Here is a 17,531-nt window from a genome sequence, read left to right as displayed (position 1 = left end):
CCCATGGCTGTCGAACTCCCGGAGCCGCTCCAGTGGGTCCTCCTCCTGCTCGCCGGCACCCGGTGGCCCGAGGCGGACGAGGACCAGCTGCGCGACATGGCCGACCACTGCCGGAAGACGGCGGAGGGCCTGAAGGACGCCGCGCAGGGCGCCGACAACGCGATCAAAAGCGCCCTGGAGGGTCAACAGGGCGTCGCGGCCGAGGCGTTGGGCAAGTACTGGGAGAAGTACTCGGTCGGCAAGGGCACCGAACAGGACCCCGGCTACCTCCCCGGCGCGGTGAACGCGCTCAACGGCATGGGCGACATGCTGGAGCAGGTCGCCAACTCCGCCGAGACCGCGAAGATCCAGATCATCGCGCAACTCGGCATCCTGGCATTCGAGTTGGCGACCGCCGAGGCCGAGGCCCCGTTCACCGCGGGCGCCTCGCTGCTCGAGGTCCCGGTGATGATCGCCGCCAGCCGGGTCGTGGTCTCGCAGCTGCTGAAGACCCTGCTCAAGGAGACGCTCATGATGGCGGCCAAGCAGGCCGTCCAGATGGGCGCGATCAACCTGCTGGCCCAGGGCATCGAGGTGGCCGAGGGCCACCGCAAGAGCATCGACGGCAAGGAGCTCGGCCAGAACGTCCTCGGCGGTGCGGTCGGCGGTGCCTCCGCCCACCTGCTCGGCAAGGGCATCGGTGCGGGCGGCAAGAAGCTCGGCGCCGAGAACGCGCTCAACACCACCGCGGGCAAGATGGCCTCCGGTGCGGCCGTCGGCGTCGGCGCGGACGTCTCCACCCAGCTGATCACCACCGGCAAGGTCGACAGCGGCTCCCTGCTCGGCTCCGGCCTCTCCGGCGGCGCGGGCGCGGGCCTGCACGCCGGCGCCTCCGCCGCCAAGGGCCACTTCAACACCCCCAAGGCCGCCGAACCCCCCAAGCTCGACATCCCGGCCGGCGGCACCGCCGGCGAACACGGCGGCAGCACGCCCACCTTCAACAAGCCGGACACCTCCGCGGCCTCCGGCGCCGGTTCCTACCACGGCCCCTCGGGCGACAGCGGCTCGGCGAGTTCGGGTTCCGGCTCGGGTTCCGGATCGGGATCGGGCGGCAGCTCGGGTTCGAGCAGCCGCGGCCTCGGGACGGGCGACAGCTCGCACGACCCGGGCACCGCCGGTACCACCGGTTCGGGCGGCTCCGGCGGCGCGAGGCCGAACGGTCTCACCCCGTTCGGCGGCGGTTCGCCGCGCGCCGAGGGCACGTCGTCCGGGGCCGGGGGCGGAGGCGGGCACAGCGCCCCGACCACGCACGAGACGTCCGCGCCCGCGCCGACCCACGAGTCCGCGCCGCCACGCCAGGAGGCGGGCCGCACGGAGACCTCGGCCGCCCCGCGCACCGAGCAGCCGCCCGTCCCGGCGCCGACCCACGAGAGCCCGGCCGCGCCGCGCTCCGAACAGCCTGCGGCGCCGGTGCACGAGTCGACGCCGCGATCCGAGCAGCCCACGGCTCCGCGTTCCGAACAGCCCGCCGCGCCGGTGCACGAGAGCCCGGCGCCGCGTCAGGAACCCGCGCCGGTCACGCACGAGACCTCGACCGCGCCGCGCTCCGAACAGCCCACCACCCCGCGCGGTGAGCAGCCCGCCGCCCCGGTGCACGAGCAGGCCGGGCGCCACGAGCAGGCCCCCCTCGCCCACGACACCACCACGCCGCGCACCGAACCGGTCACGGCCCCGGTGCACGAGCAGCCTGCCGGGCAGGTGCACGAGAGCCCGGCGCCGCGCACCGAGCCGGTCACTGCCCCGGTGCACGAGCAGCCTGCCGGGCAGGTGCACGAGAGCCCGGCGCCGCGCACCGAGCCGGTCACTGCCCCGGTGCACGAGCAGCCCCCGGCCCCGCGCAGCGAGCAGCCTGCCGGGCAGGTCCACGAGAGCCCGGCGCCGCGTCATGAGCCGTTGCAGCCGCATGACAGCACCCCGGTCGCGTCGCGCTCCGAGCAGCCTGCCGCACAGGTGCACGAGTCCCCGGTCCCGCGCACCGAGCCGGTCACTGCCCCGGTGCACGAGCAGCCCCCGGCTCCGCGCGGTGAGCAGCCCGCCGCTGCCGCGCACAACTCGCCCGCCGGGCACGAGACTTCGTCCGCCCCGGCCCACCAGTCCGCGCCGCCGGCCCACGACGGTACGGCGTCCGCGCCGCGCACCGAGGCGGTGCACCAGTCGGCGCAGCCCGTCAACACCGGTAACGCGCACGAGAGTTCGCCGACGCCGGACACGGCGGCGCAGCCGTCCCGGGGAGCGACGCCGAACCTCTCGGGGGTGTTCGGCAGTGCCGGGCAGCTGGCCGGGGCCGCCGCCGGTGGCGGTACCCACCTGGACGGCGGGACCCGCCTCTCGGCCGGGCCCGCCCCGGTGCGCAGCGCGCCGGAGGGGGTGCCGCCGCAGCTGGTCCCGGACGGGCTGGTGGACGGGGCGCCGTCCGCGGCGCCGGTGCAGAACCCGATGGCGGGCGGCTTCACGCCCGGTCCGGTGGGCGGTGGCGGCGCGGTCGGGCACGGTGGCGGCGGCCGTTCGTCCGCAGGCCCGAACGTCCCGCACCAGGTGCGGGACACGCCGCGGACCGGCCCGGTCCGGCCGGGCGACGGCGCGGCCCCGGCGGGCGGCACCATCCGCCCGGGCGCGGGCCGCGACACCGGTACCGCCACTCCGCCCCCGGCGCAGCGCGGTTTCGGCACCACCGCCCCGCGCCGCGGCTTCGGCACCACCAACCCCCAGCCGTCCACGTCCGCGTCCAGCTCGCACGCCAACCAGCACGCTGCTTCCGGCAGTTCGGCCCCGGCCAAGGCGGGCGGCGGCTACGAGCACAAGATCGACGGCAAGAAGACCTTCGACACCATCGAGCACTTCCTCGGCGGCTCGCAGGAGTTCAAGCAGGTCCGGGAGAACCTGGAGGGCTACGACCGGGCCGCACTGGAGGACGGCGACACCGCCGCGATCCTCGCCCAGTACCGCAACCAGAAGCGCCAGCACGTCGACGTGCTCTCGCGCAACGGGGACGAACTGCCCAAGGCGATCGAGCGGGTCGACGACCGGATCGCCGCGGTGGACCGGGAGTTGGGCAACAACCAGCACACCCCGGAGCGGCAGGCCGAACTCCGCTCCGAGCGCGAGCAGTTGACCGCGTCCCGGGAGCGGCTGCAGGAGCAGCGCGACCGGATGGCGATCTTCGAGCACGCGCAGCAGGAGAAGCCGACCGCCGCCCAGACCCGGGCCCGGCAGGAGGCCGAGACCCGGGTGCTGCCCGGCACCATCGAGCGGATCAAGGCCGAGGAGGCCCGCAACCAGGATCTCCTGGACCAGGCCGAGCAGAACAAGACGGACGCGGGCAAGAACGTCTCCAGCGTGCACAAGGACCGGATCCGGGACCTGGAGGCCCGCCGCGACGAGCTGAAGGCCGACCGCGAGCAGCGCGAGCAGGACCTCGCCAGGGCCGAGGCTGCGGTCAAGCAGCCGGCCCCCGCCCCGACCGCGGGCTCCGGCGGGCACAAGGGCGTGCCCGAGCCGGTCGGCAAGGAGGCCTGGAAGAAGTTCGAGGACGACTACCGCAAGGCGTTCGGCTACTCCGAGCACGGCGTGATGGGCCAGGAGCCGCACGCCGAGAAGACCGTGGTCCGGATGACCAACCACGAGGTCAAGCTCGCCGACGCCAAGATCAACCGCAACCACGTCATCGCCGACTACATGGTGCACAAGTACGTGACGGCGGCCGTGTTCAAGGCGCGGGCGATGGACGGCGAGAGCCACCGGGCCGCCTCCGAGGCGTTCGGCGACTTCGTCTCGGTGATGGCCCCCGACCGGCACCGGATCTACGACGGATTCGGGCGCAAGGCCGAGGACCGGCTGCAGGCGGGCGGCCCGGAGGAGGCGGCGCTGGCCCGCCGCGACCTGGCGATGACCCCGGACAACGTCGACCTGCGGACCACCTACGGCAACGACCGGCTGCCCGGGGCGTTCGACCCCAGCGGCGTCGCCGACCGCCGTACCGCCGACGAGGCCCGGGCGAACCTGGAGCGCGAACTCGGCCGCAACGGCCTGGACGTCCCCGTCCGCAAGGAGCTGGACGCGCTCGCCGCGAAGGTCGACGCACTGCACCCCGACCACCCCACCCAGTCCCAACTCGCCGACGTGCACGCCGAGATGGCGAAGGTCGAGCAGAAGGTCAAGCAGCAGGCGGTCGAGGACCTGGCCCTGGTCAACGGCGTCACCGGCCCGCGCCTGCTGGACGACACCGCCGCCGCGCTGGACACCGCCGCCAAGGGCGGCGGGGGCACCCACACCCCGGCCGGCCGGGAGAAGCTGGCCGGCCGGCTCGACGACCTGGCCGCCCGCTACGACAAGAACGGCGGCGACCCGAAGGCGCTCCGCGACCTCGCCACCGACCTGCGGCAGCACCCCGAGCAGGTCACCCCGGACCGGCTCGCCGCGATGGAGAAGCAGCTCCGCGACGAGCGCCCGGACGTGCGCAAGCGCGAGATCGAGCAGCGGATCAAGTCGATGGCCGACCCGGTCAAGGACGGCACCAAGCGCCCGGTGAACCAGGCCGGCAAGGACGTCGACCGGGCCGAGAAGGCGCTGACGGCCAGCAAGGACAAGCGGACCGCCGCCGAGCAGGCCGCGCAGCAGGCCGACGCCGACCTCGCCGCCGCCCAGCAGAAGGCCGACGCCTCCGCCGCCGCCTCCGACGCGGACAAGGCCGACAAGGCCAAGAAGGAGGAGGCGAAGAAGGACGCCGCCGCGCTGAAGAGCGCCAACGAGGCCGCCGACAAGGCCCACGACAAGCTGGCGACCGCCCGGGCCAACGTGGTCAACGCCGACCACGACCTGACCGTCTACCAGGACATCCAGCAGCGGGTCGAAGCCGTCAACAAGGACGAACTCGCCGGCATCGCCAAGCCCAAGGCCGCCGAGAAGACCGCCGCCGCCCGGGTCGCCTGGGGCACCGTCGACCTCGAGTTCGTCGGCCAGCAGCACGGCGGCGCGTACGCCCGCGACGGCGCGGCGGGCGTGAACCACCCCGCCGCCAAGTTCGACCAGGCGCTGACCGCCAAGGTTGAGGACGTGCCCGCGCTGGTCGAGGAGATCACCGCCGGCCTCTCCAACAGCGGCTCCAACCTGCGCTTCGGCGACGAGATGGTCAACAAGTGGATCCAGAACTTCCTGGACCCGCACCTGGTCCGTGACCCCGACCTGCTCACCGCCGTCGCCCACGACCAGCTCCCGGCCGAGGTGCTGTACTCCCCGCACACCGCCGACCTGCTCCAGGCCGTCCGCAGCCTGGAGGCGAACGGCCTGGTGCCGCCCGAGCTGCGCGACGTGATGACCCCCAAGACCCAGGGCGACCTGGAACAGCTGCGCGCCGACGACAAGCTCAGCGCCAGCTCCCGGATCATCGTCGACGAGCTGGGCCTCCCCGCCCCGCACGCCGACCGGGTGCCGGTCAGCTCCTCCGGCGACTTCGCCAACCGCGCCGACGGCAGCAAGCTGACGGACGACCAGCTGAACCGCCTCGGCGCGGAGGGCCACTACCAGCCCGACCGGGTCCAGGCCCCCGCGCCCGCCCGGGACACCGACACCGTGATGGACGACGCCAGCCAGCCCGGCACCGGCCACACCACCGACCGCACCGCCGACCACGACGTGCAGATGCACGACGGGACGGCCGGCGCCGGACGCCCCGAGCTGAAGCGGCCCCGCGAACAGGACGACTCCGACAGCGACAGCAGCACCGACGTCCCGATCCGCAACGTCCGCCGCCGGATGGACGACCTCGACCTGAACGCCCCCGCCCAGCCGCACACCGGCACGCCGGGCACCGGGGGCCACGGGTTCGGCACCGCCACCGCTCACGCGTCCGGGAGCGGGCAGCCGCACACTCCGCCGACCGAACACGTCACCGACCGGGACGGCGACACCGTCATGCGGGAGGACGCGCCGACCGGCAACAGCCGCAAGCGCGGCCGCGAGGACGACGAGCCCACCCCCGCGCCCACTCCTGTGCGCGCGGAGCCGCCGGCCCCCACCGGCCGCAAGCGCGGCCGGGAGGACGACGAGGACACCGTGATGCGGGACGCGGACGCCCCCGCGCCCAACCAGCGCAAGCGCGGCCGCGAGGAGGACGAGGCCGAGCAGCAGCGGGTCCGCGACGAGGACGCGCCCGCGGCGAAGCGGCAGCGCACCCCCGCGTACGAGAACAGCGACGCCGTGATGCAGGACCGCGGCTACCGGCGGATCGGCCCCGAGCACGAGCTGACCGGCAAGCTGGTCGACTACCTCGGCGGCGAGCCCAAGATCCATCCGCCGATGAGCAACTCGCTGCTCCAGAAGGTCAATCCGCACGAGGCCCCGGTCCGTCCCGGCGAGAACTTCCAGCGCGGCGACGACCTGAACGCCTGCCTGGAGAACGTCGAGGCGTACCGCGACACCCACTTCGGCCGCCCCCGGGTCTCCGGCCAGACCGTGCACGGCAACGTCGAACCGATCCCCGGCAACACCCTCTGGAAGCGCCACGACGGCCCCGCCCGGTTCGGCGAAGGCCCGGACGCCGTACAGAAGTTGATGGACAAGGTGAAGGACGGCGGCCCCGGTACCTTCGCCACCGTCCTCGGCACCGGCGCGCACGGCGACGGCCACGCCGTCGCCCTGGTCCACGACCGCGACGGCACGCTCCGCTGGGCCGACCTGACGGACCGCAAGGTCAGCCCCGCCAACGGCACCATGCCCGAACACTTCGGCAACGACTGGACCGTCTGGGCCTCCGTCGCCGACCCGCACGAGAACAACATCTCCGGCGCGCACGACCCGGCGTTCATGGAGCACTACTCCACCTTCACCGCCGGCCCCGGGCACACCCCCAAGGACGACACCGCCGAGCCGATGGACATCGACGGCTTCGGCAACCGCCCCCGCGCCTCCTCCGCCCCACCCGAACTGGGCACCCACGCCCCGGAGACCCATGCTCCGGTGACCCATGCTCCGGAGTCGTCCCCCGCGCATGTCGAGGCGCAGCCGTCGCACGTGGAGGCGCAGCCTTCCCACGTGGAGCCGCAACCGTCTGTTTCGCATGTGGAGGCGCAGCCCTCGCATGTCGAGTCGAAGCCGTCCTCTTCGCATGTGGAGCCGCAGCCTTCCCATGTCGAGTCGAAGGCGTCTTCCTCGCATGTGGAGGCGCAGCCCTCGCATGTCGAGGCGAAGCCGTCCTCTTCGCATGTGGAGCCGCAGCCTTCCCACGTCGAGTCGAAGTCGCCTTCTTCGCATGTGGAGGCGCAGCCCTCGCATGTCGAGTCGAAGGCGTCTTCCTCGTATGTGGAGCCGCAGCCCTCGCACGCGGAGTCGAAGGCGTCTTCCTCGCATGTGGAGGCGCAGCCTTCCCACGCGGAGTCGAAGACGTCCTCCTCGCACGTGGAGCCGCAGCCGGAGGCGGTCGTTCCGAAGCCCGATCTCTCGCAGGCCGTAAGGGATTTCCCGCCGCCCGGGCCGCTGGTCAAGGTGACCGGCGACGGGCTGTGCCTGCTCCACTCGCTCGATGTCAGTGCTCCCGGCCTGGCCGGGTCGCACGGCGGGGGCGCGCCGGCCCAGCGGTTGCAGTCCGCCGTCGAGTCGCACTTCCGTGATCTGCCGCCGGAGGCGTGGCCGTCCGAGGTGGTCGCCAACTACCGCAACAACCGCATCCTGCGGGGCAACCTCAGCGCCGAGGAACTGCTCGGCCACCTGCCCCCGGACGCGCGCGGTGCGTTCGCGCAGCTCCCGCCCGCGCAGCTCCGCAACATCGTCACCCAGCACCTGACCGACAACGCCCCGCCGCCCTCCGCCCGTGAGCGGGCCGCCCTGATGGACACCGTCCGCAACTGGGAAGGGCGTTGGCGGACCACCGAGGGCGAGATGCTCCCGGCCGCCGCGGCCCACGCGCTCGGTCTGCGCCTGCGGGTGCTCGGCCACGACGGCATCCCGCGCGCGGTCTTCGGCCCGGAGGACGGCCGTCAGGTCACCGTCTACCACGAGGGCGACCACTACGACGGCTCCGTCCCGCCCCCGCCCGCGACCCACGAGGGCACCGCCCCGGCGCCGACGCACCAGCAGCCGGAGGTGAAGGCCGAGCAGAAGCCGGCGCCCAAGGCCGAGCAGAAGCCCGCGCCGGAGACCAAGGACGAGACGAAGGCCGAGACCAAGCCCGAAACGAAGCCCGAAACAAAGCCCGAAACAAAGCCCGAGAGCAAGGACGAGACGAAGGCCGCCGAGACCAAGCCCGAGACCGCGCCCGGGCAGAAGCCCGCCACTCCGCCGGAGGCCGAGGGCGTCAAGTCCGAGGCGGCGGGCGCCAAGCAGGAGCCGGAGCAGAAGCCGGAGCAGAAGCCCGCGTCCGGCCCGCGGCCGATCGCGGGGACGGACCTGCTGGTGGGCCTGACGGCGAACGAGGTGGCGGTCCGGCAGCGGGTCATCGACGTGCTGACGAACGCCGTCCCGGGGGACCGGGCCGCGGCGCGGGCCTTCGCGGACGCGCACTTCGGGCCCGCCACGCTGCGCCCGATGCTGGGCGCGCTCTCGCGGGGCGAGACCTGGAAGGCCACGTTCGAGCACGGGGACTGGAGCGGCAGCGTCACGATGCGCGGCGAGGTCATCGGGTCGAAGCACCTGCGGACCGACAAGATCGAGTTCGAGAACGGCGCGGACCGGACGGTGGCGATCGGCAACACCCGGGACTCGCAGTGGCAGTACAACATCGGTGTGCAGGCCCGGCAGACGGCGGGCGTCACCGAACCGGCCGAACTGGTGGGGTACTTCCACGACCGGGGGCAGGGCGAGGTCAGCCTCGACCTGGGCGGCATGGTGGCCCGGTCGAAGACCTCCGAGCCCGCCGACGTGTTCGAGTCGACGATGCGGCTGGAGCTGGACTTCGGCGACCTCCGGCACGACGGCGAGCCGGTGCGCACCGGCAGCGCCCGGACCGAGGAGGTGGACCTCGGCCTGACCGTGGCCGTCCCGAAGCGGTCGGAGGCGACGACCGGGCCGGGCGAGCAACGGACGCCCCCGCAGCGGCTGTTGGACGGCCGAGTCGGCGGCCAGGAGATCGTGCTGGACCTGGCCCCGCGCGGTGCGGCGGACGACCACCGGCCGGTGGAGGCGCTGCTCGACCACGTCGAGGCGGCGGCGAAGCAGGAGTTCGGCTCGAACTGGCCGGCGCTGCGCGAGAAGGTCCTCGCCGAGGTCGACTTCGGCCGCCTGCAGCGGGACCTGAAGTCGATGACGGCCGGCGAGCCGGTCTCCGTCACGCTCACCGACCGACGCGGCAAGAGCCTCGGCACGCTCGACATCAAGGCCCGGGTCGGCGAGTTGAAGCAGAGCGGCACCACCAAGGAGACCGAGTTCAACATCGGCACCTCCGTCCAGCAGGTCCGCAGCTCGGCGCAGAGCCGGGGCAACGCGGGCCAGTTCGGCCTGGCGAACGCGCTCAAGCCGGGCAGCGCCCTGATCAACACGGGTGGCGCGGGACGGCTCGGCCGGGACCGGATCGAGATCAGCGGCGACAGCCGGGTCTCCCAGCTGACCAGCAAGTCCAAGGTGCCGGGCGTGCTCTACGGCGGCCCGGTGCACTTCGAGATGTCCTTCAACGGCAAGGCCGACACCCACCCGGCGGGCGAGGCGGACGTCCGCCTGCTGGTCGACCGCGCCGACACCACCGCCCCGGCGCCCAAGACCGGGTCCGAGACCGTCAAGGCGGAGCCCGAGACTGCCAAGCAGGAGTCCGAGAGCTCCAAGGCGGAACCCGAGACCGGGAAGACGCCGCAGGAGCCGCAGACGCACGAGGTCACCAGCCCCCCGGAGTCGGTGTGGCACGGCGGCAACGACCGCGGCGGCCTCGGCGAGACCGTCGTGGTGCGCGACCTGGAGTCCACGAAGGCGCTGCGCGAGGCCGTGGACCAGCAGGGGCGGGCGAAGTTCGGGGACGACTGGGACGCGGTGCGCGAGCAGGTGCTGCGCGGGTTCAGCCAGCCGAACCTGGCGGCGCGGCTGACCGGGATGACCCGGGGCGAGGCCCTGGAGATCAAGGTGCCGGGGCACGAGAACCTGGTGGTGCGGGCCACCGCCCGGGTGCAGGAGATGACGTACCGTCGGGAGGACGGCAAGGCCGAGCTGAACACCCTGAACGAGACCAGTGCGTTCACGGTGGACCGCTCGCTGCTGTCCCGCACCGTGGCCGGGAACGGCCAGTTGGGCGGTGCGGTCACCAAGGGCGCGCCCGGCGGCGACCTGCTGGCCACCGGGTCCGGGCAGCGGCGCGAGCGGGCGGGCGGCCAGGGCCGACAGGCCGACCGGGTGTACGCCAACGGCAAGTACAGTGCGCCGCAGGTGATCTACGGCGCGGAGCTGGCCGTGGACCTGCACTTCGGGCGGCCCGGCGAGGCGGCGCCGGCGCGTCCGGACGCGACCGCGCCGGTCCGGATCGAGGTCGGCCTGGACGCCCGGGACACCGTCAAGGTGCAGGCGCCGCGCAGCGAGGACGGCACGGTCGCGTTCAAGCCGCCGACCGAGTCACCGGTCGAGTCGCCGGCCGGGTCGCCGCGCCCGTCCGGGGAGAGCGCCGACCGCTCGGCCGGCGAGGGCCGGGACGGGATCGAGCTGACCCGGCAGGAGTCGGTGCCCGAGGGGCGCAAGGGCACCGAGGCCGAGCGCCCGGCGGTCCCGCACCTGGCGCCGCGCCGGATGCGCGAGCAGCACGAGCTGAACGCCTCGTACGTGGTGCACAGCCTGGGCGGCGGCGACCGGGTCCGCACCGTGGTGTCGGACGCGATCGAGAAGAAGTACGGCAAGCCGTCGGACGAGATGCAGCAGAAGATCGACGGGGCCTTCGACCGGATCGCGATGAAGACCCAGCTGTCGCAGCTCACCCGCGGCGGGAAGGTCACCGAGACGATCTCGGGCGCGACCTGGAAGGCCGAGGTGACGGTCACCGCCCGGGTGGGGGAGGCGACTTACCACTCGAAGGCCGACAAGTACGAGTTCGAGTCCGGCACCCGCACCTCCAGCGGCCAGGGCGGCGTCCGGGACCGCCGGGACCGGCTGGACGGCGGCGGCCGGTTCAACGCCCGCACGCCGGTGCTGGCCGTCTCGGGCGGCTACACCCACCGGATGGACCGCAGCTACGGGCAGAACGTGGAGACGATCGGCTCCACCTCGAACCGCGGCAAGCACGTCGAGCCCGCCGTGTTCTTCGACGTGGACGCGGCCTACGACGTGTCGGTGAAGTTCAAGCGGCTGGGCGTGGCGGACGGTTCGTTCGCGCAGCCGGTGGAGGCGGTGGCCCGGGTCGCGGTGCCGATGCGCGACGCCGAGCCGACCGCCGGGCCGGTCGAGCGGACCACCGGGAAGCAGCCCAAGGGCTTCGTCGACGGACGTCGGCTGGACTCCTCGGCGATCGTCACCGACGTGCACGCGCTGCCCGGCAAGGGCGGGGCGGCGGACGGGCCCCGGCAGACCCTCGGCGAGTCGCTGCTCGCCCAGGTCGAGTCCGGCTGGAAGCCCAAGTCGGGCGGGAAGAAGTCCGAACAGCCCTCCGGCGGACCGAAGTTGGAGCGCAACCCGTTCGGCAGCGACTGGTCGGGCATCCGGGAGAAGCTGGACGCCGAGCTGACCCCGGACCGGCTGCAGTCCCGGCTGAAGGGCATGACGGCGGGCGACGAGATCGTGGTCCGGCACGGCCGGACCACCGTCCGGGTCGGCGCGGTGCTGCGCGACCGGATGGAGCACCTCGGCGACTCCGGCACCACCGAGTTCAACACCGGCAACGACGTCCAGCGGACCTTCCAGCAGGCCGACGGCACCGGCACCTCGCACCAGGGCCTGCTGGGCGTCACCGGCGCCGCGCCGATCGCGGGCACGCCCGTGTCGGTGACGGCCGGGCTGACCGGCACCGGCGGCCACGGGCACGACCACGCCGACGTCCGCAGCACCAGCACCTCGGCGGGCGCCGCGACCAAGGCCAAGCTGCCCGGCAGCGCCTACCGGGGCGAGGCGGAGCTGCAGTTCACCATCGAGCGGCGGCCCTGGGTCGGCGCCTCGGTGGCGCAGCGCCGCACCGCGGCCGTCGGCTTCGAGACCATCGTGGAGACCGGCGAGACGGTGCCGGTGCGGACCGAGCCGGTCCGCACCGAGCCCGGCGACGCGGCCCCGCCGCGGACCGTCCCGGCGAAGTCCCCGGAGCCGGTCAGCGTCCCCGTCCCGCCCGAGCGGGTCTGGGAGAGCGGCCTGCGCGACACCGACGTGCTGCGCTTCCTCGGCGACGTCGGCGGCGTGCAGGACCTGGTCCGGCTGCGCGGCGAGCAGTACTTCGGCAAGTCCGACTGGGCGAAGATGGCGCCGGTCGTCGGCACCGTCACCACGCACAGCCACCTCTCCGCGCTGTTCGGCACCGCCAGCCAGGGCGCCGAGGTGGCGGCGACCGTGCCGACCAAGCGGATCGGCCTGGGCGGCGGCAAGGGCGTCGAGGTCGGGGTGAAGGTGGTCGAGCTGGAGCACCGGACCGACGACAAGGCCGTCGAGTTCAGCCCCGCCAACGCCAGCAGCTCCGGCACCGCGCACGCCGACCTGTCCTCGAACAACGCGGGCGCGCAGGGCCAGGTCGGCGCGCGGATCACCGGCGACGTCAGCAACAACCCGGCGCTCACCGGCGGCGCGCAGCGGATCTGGCGCGAGGGCGGCGGCCATGCCGACGCCGGACAGGTCATCTCGAACGGCAAGTTCGCCGTCCCGATGGCCCGTTACCACGGCGCCGCCGAGGTCGAGGTGACGCTGTTCGACAACGACCGCACCCCGGTCAAGGAGAAGGGCATCGTCCCCTTCACCGTCGACATCCCGCTCGCCGAGACCACCGGCTCGAAGGTCCCCGGCGACCACTACCTCGCCTTCAGCGGCGAGCGGCGCTCCGGCGAACTGCGCTTCGGCGAGGGCGCCCGGCTGCTCGACGACGTGCACCGGGTGCTGGACGGCGACAGCACGCCGTACGACCACACCGCCCGGACGCCCGCCGAGCGCGAGCAGCTGAGCGGCACCGTCCGGCTCGGACAGGCCGTCTATGAGCGGGAGTTCACCGCCGGGACGGAGGCCGGCCGGGCCCGGATCGAGGCCACCCACCGGCTGGTCGAGCTCTCCGGCGGCAGCTCCGAGAAGGCCAACGCCCTGCTCGGCAAGCTGCTCGACACCCCCGGGGGCACCCCGGTGAACGCCGCGGACGCCCGCAAGGTGCTCGACTTCCTCGGGCAGCGCGCCGGACAGGGCCCGGTCACCCTGGACGACCTGGCCGCCGGGGCGAAGGAGGGCTGGCCCGCGCACGAGACCCGGCAGGTGCACCGGGCGGCCTGGACCGACCGGGGGCCCGCGAGCGAACTGGTCACCGCCGCGATGGCCACCGCCGCGGACGCCGTCGGCCCGCTGCTCCAGGGCGGCCTCCCCACCTCCGGCCAACTGCACCTCACGGTGGCCGGCGAGGGCCCCGGCCTGCCGGTGATCCGCTCCTTCGACCTCGACGGCACCGACCCGGCCGAGCAGATCCGCCGGATCGAGGGCGAGGTCTACCTGGGCGGCGGCAACCGCCCCCAGGAGGTCACCGTCCGCCTGGCCGGCCCCGACGACTGGGACTACCGGGTCACCGCCCGCCCGGGCGGCGAACGGGAGTTGACGCTCCGTCAGCCCCCGTCCCCGACCCCGGAACCCCCGGCGACCCCGGCGACCCCGGAGGCGGAGGCCCCGGCCCCGAAGCCCGACCCCTCGGCCGTCCGGGCGAGCGCCCTGGCCGCCTTCGTCGCCGGCCGGTCCGGCGGCGCCCCGGAAGGAGCGGCCTGACGCCCCGCCCCCGGCGCCCCGGTTCCCGGCCGCCCGCGCCGGGTGGTGACCACCGACCGCCCCGGGCGGTGAGCACCGCCCGGGGCGGTCGGCATGCACCGGATAACGATCAGGTAGCCTCCCTCAACGAACAGGGCACAACGGTGGGGGAGACACGGTGAGGTTCCGTCTGCTCGGTGCGGTCGCGGTCGACGGGGCCGACGGCGAGCTGCCGCTCGGCCCCGAGAAGCGGCGCAGCCTGCTCGCGCTGCTGCTGCTGCGCCGGAACCGGGCCGTGCCCGTCGCGCAGCTCACCGAGGCGCTCTGGGTGGCCGAGCCGCCCGCCAACGCCCGCACCGTGGTGCAGAGCCACGTCTCGCGGCTGCGCGCGCTGTTCGCCGAGCAGGGCGCCGACCGGTCCGGCGTGCAGCTGGCCACGGCCGGGGACGCGTACACCCTGCACCTGCCCGAGGGGATGCTCGACGTCGAGCAGTTCGACCTGCTGGTGGCGGCGGCCCGGTCGGCCGAGCGGTCCGTCGCGGTGGTGGACGCCCTGGAGCGGGCGCTGGCGCTGTGGCGCGGCCCGGCGCTGACCGGGACGGTGTCGAGCGTGCCGCTGGAGGCGTGGCGGCAGACCCTGGAGGAGAACCGGCTGGCGGCCGTGGAGGCGCTGGCCGAGCACCGTTCGCGGCTCGGCGAGCCCGCCCGGGCGGCCGAGCTGCTGCGGGCCGAGACGGTCGCGCACCCGCTGCGGGAGTCGCTGGTGTCGGCGCTGATGCTGGCGCTGTTCCGGGCCGGCCGGCAGTCCGAGGCGCTGGACTGGTACCACCGCACCCGGGAGTCGCTGGCGGACCGCCTCGGCGTCGACCCCGGCCGGGCGCTGAACGCCGCCTACGAGCGCATCCTGCGCGGCGAGGGCGCCCCGGCCCCGTCCCCGGAGCCCGCGCCCGCGGCGGCCCCCGAGTCGCCCCCCGCCGCCGTCTCGCCGACCGCACCCGCGGCACCGACCGGACCCGCGGCATCGACCGCACCCGTCGCCCCGACCGCACCCGTCGCCCCGGCCGCGCCCGCCGTGTCGCCGCCGCCCGCCGTCGACCTGCTGCCGCGCGCCCCGCGCGGGTTCTACGGGCGGGCGGCCGAGCTGGCCGCGCTCGACGACGCCCTGCGCCCCGGCCCGGACGGCGCGATCGCCCTGGTGACCGGCCCGGCCGGGGTCGGCAAGACCGCGCTGGCCCTGGACTGGGCGCACCGGCACGCCGCCCGCTGGCCCGACGGCGTGCTCTTCGCCGACCTGGGCGGGTTCAGCGACCGGCCGGACCGCGAAGTCGGCGAGGTGCTGGGCGAGTTCCTGGCCGCGCTGGGCGTCGACCGGGACGAGCTGCCCGCCACCGGTCCCGCCCGCAGCGCCCTGTACCGGCGGGTCACCGACGGGCGGCGGCTGCTGGTGGTGATCGACAACGCCCGCGAGTCGGAGCAGGTCCGGCCGCTGCTGCCGGCCGGCGCCGAGGCCGCCGCCCTGGTGACCAGCCGGAGCCGGATGCTCGGCCTGGTCGCCGCCGAACTGGCCCGCCCCGTCCCGCTGTCCGTGCTGGACCCGGAGCAGTCGACGGCGCTGCTGGCCCGGGTGCTGGGCCCGGCCCGGGTCGCCGCCGAACCGGACGCCGCCCGCGAACTCGCCGAACTCTGCGACGGCCTGCCGCTGGCGCTGCGGATCGCCGCCGCCAAGGCGGCCGCCGACCCGGGCCGCGCGCTGGCCGCGACCGCCGAGCGGCTGCGCCACGAGCAGCGCCGGCTGGCGTACCTCGCGGCCGAGGAGATCAGCGTGGCCAGCGCGCTGCGGGTCTCCCGCGAGCAGCTGCCGCCGGTCGCCGCCCGGCTGTTCACCGCGCTCGGCCTGCACCCGGGCCCGCTGCTCGACGCCTACGCCGCCGCGGCCCTCGCCGACCTCGAACTGCCGGTCGCCGCCGAGGCGTTGGAGCACCTGGCGGCCACCCACCTGCTCACCGGCACGGACGCCGAGCACTACGGCATGCACGACCTGGTCTGGCTGTACGCCCGCGGGCTCGCCGCCGAGAACGACCGCGCCACCCGGCGCACCGCCCGGGACCGGCTGGCCGACCAGTACCTGTACGCGGGCCTGGCCGCCACGCGGAGCGCCGAACCGGGCAGTCGGCCCTGCTGCGAACCCCCGCCGGGCAGCCACCCGCCGCGCGCCGTACCGGAGTTCGACACCGTCGAGCAGGCGCTGGACTGGCTGGGCGCGCACCGCGAGACGCTCGCCGAGGTGATCCTGACGGCCCCGCCGGAGCGGGCCTGGCGGCTGGTGCTGAGCCAGTGGCCGCTGATCCTGCGCCGGGTCCGGGACGGCTGGGTGCCGCAGCTGCAACTCGCCCTGGACGCCACCCTGGAGAGTGGCGAGCAGGACGGCGAGAGCCAGGTCCGGGCGCTGCTCGGCTGGGTGCTGGTCTCCAACCGGCGGCTGCCGGAGGCGCTGGCCTGCCTGGCCCCGGCCGCCGAGCTGGCCGCCCGGGCCGGCAACCAGGTGGGCCGGGCCATCGCGCTGATCAACCTGGCGGCCGTGCAGAGCGAGCTCGGCGACCACCCGGCGGCGGGCGCGGGCCTGGCCCAGGCGCTGGAGATCGCCTCGGCGGCCGGCCACCCGCACACCGTGGGGCTGGCGCTGTACCACCTGGCCCGGCACCACCTGGACACCGGCCGCCCCCGGCAGGCCGTCGACCACGCCCTGCAGGGCCTGGAGCTGGGCGCCGAGGAGGGGCCGAACGCCCGCCGGGTGCTGCTGCACACCGCCTGCGGCGAGGCGCTGTCCGCGCTGGAGCGCCACGGCGAGGCCCGCGACCGGCTGCGCGCCGCGCTCGCCGAGGCCGAGCAGGTCGGCCACGACGAGGCCACCGCCGAGGTGCTGCACGCGCTGGCCCGGGCCGAGGACGCCGCCGGGTGGGCCGGGGAGGCGGTCGCGCACCGCCGCCGGGCCGAGGAGTTGGAAGCCCGGTGAACATCGGCGGTCGACGGCCGCCGCGTCATTGACAGCGGGCGCGCGGCGTCGATCTAATGCTGACGCCTCGGAAACGGGCAGCTCAGGGGGGAACAGCCATGGGAAGCAGCAGGATCGACGCACTGTTCGAACGCGACCGGGCCTGTCGGCAGGCGGGGATCACGCTCGACGAGGTGGCGTCGGGGCGGGCGGTCGCCCGGATGAAGGTCACCGAGGAGATGGCCAACGCGCACGGCATCGGCCACGGCGGGTACGTGTTCCTGCTCGCCGACGCCGCCTTCTCCTACGCCTGCAACAGCTACGGGCCGGTGGCGCTGGCCCAGGGCGCGCAGATCACCTTCCTGGCGCCCGCGCAGATCGGCGACGAGCTGGTCGCCGAGGCCACCGAGCGCACCAGGGCGGGCCGGCAGGGCGTCTACGACGTCACCGTCCGGACGGCCGCGGGTGCCGTGGTCGCCGAGTTCCGCGGGCAGAGCGTGCAGGTCGCGGGCGTGCCGCACTCCGGCTGAGCCCGGCCGGGCCCGGCGCGGCGCACTCCGACCGGGCCTCGGCGCGGCGGGGGCGGCGGGCCCTCACGGGCGGCCCCGCCGCGCTGTGCGGTCGGCGTAACCGCCGACCGCCCCGCCGCGAGACGGCCGCGAAACGACCCCTTCCTACAGTCACCGGCAGGCAA

The 17,531-nt window shown here is 74.9% G+C and carries 3 protein-coding genes; all 3 read left to right on the top strand.

The window, feature by feature from the left end; genetic code table 11:
- Window positions 1–3: 3 nt before the first annotated feature.
- Window positions 4–13,866, top strand: a complete 13,863-nt coding sequence (locus ACIOHG_RS02480) for a toxin glutamine deamidase domain-containing protein (protein ID WP_400944417.1) — start codon at window positions 4–6, stop codon at window positions 13,864–13,866.
- A gap of 157 nt (window positions 13,867–14,023) precedes the next feature.
- A complete protein-coding gene (locus ACIOHG_RS02475) occupies window positions 14,024–16,858 on the top strand; it encodes a BTAD domain-containing putative transcriptional regulator (protein ID WP_400944415.1) in 2,835 nt (944 codons plus the stop codon).
- A 98-nt stretch (window positions 16,859–16,956) separates the two neighbouring features.
- Window positions 16,957–17,367, top strand: coding sequence for a hydroxyphenylacetyl-CoA thioesterase PaaI (gene paaI, locus ACIOHG_RS02470; RefSeq protein WP_400944413.1), 411 nt, complete (start codon window positions 16,957–16,959; stop codon window positions 17,365–17,367).
- The last annotated feature ends 164 nt before the right edge of the window (window positions 17,368–17,531 follow it).

This window comes from Kitasatospora sp. NPDC088134 (genome assembly GCF_044741705.1).
Lineage (GTDB): Bacteria > Actinomycetota > Actinomycetes > Streptomycetales > Streptomycetaceae > Kitasatospora.
The sequence above is the reverse complement of the archived record's forward strand: the minus strand, read 5'-3'. Positions and strand labels throughout refer to the sequence as shown.

Excerpts from the sequence above, each read along its gene's own strand:
- paaI (WP_400944413.1), top strand. The coding sequence starts at position 16,957 with ATGGGAAGCAGCAGGATCGACGCACTGTTCGAACGCGACCGGGCCTGT.
- ACIOHG_RS02480 (WP_400944417.1), top strand. The coding sequence starts at position 4 with ATGGCTGTCGAACTCCCGGAGCCGCTCCAGTGGGTCCTCCTCCTGCTC.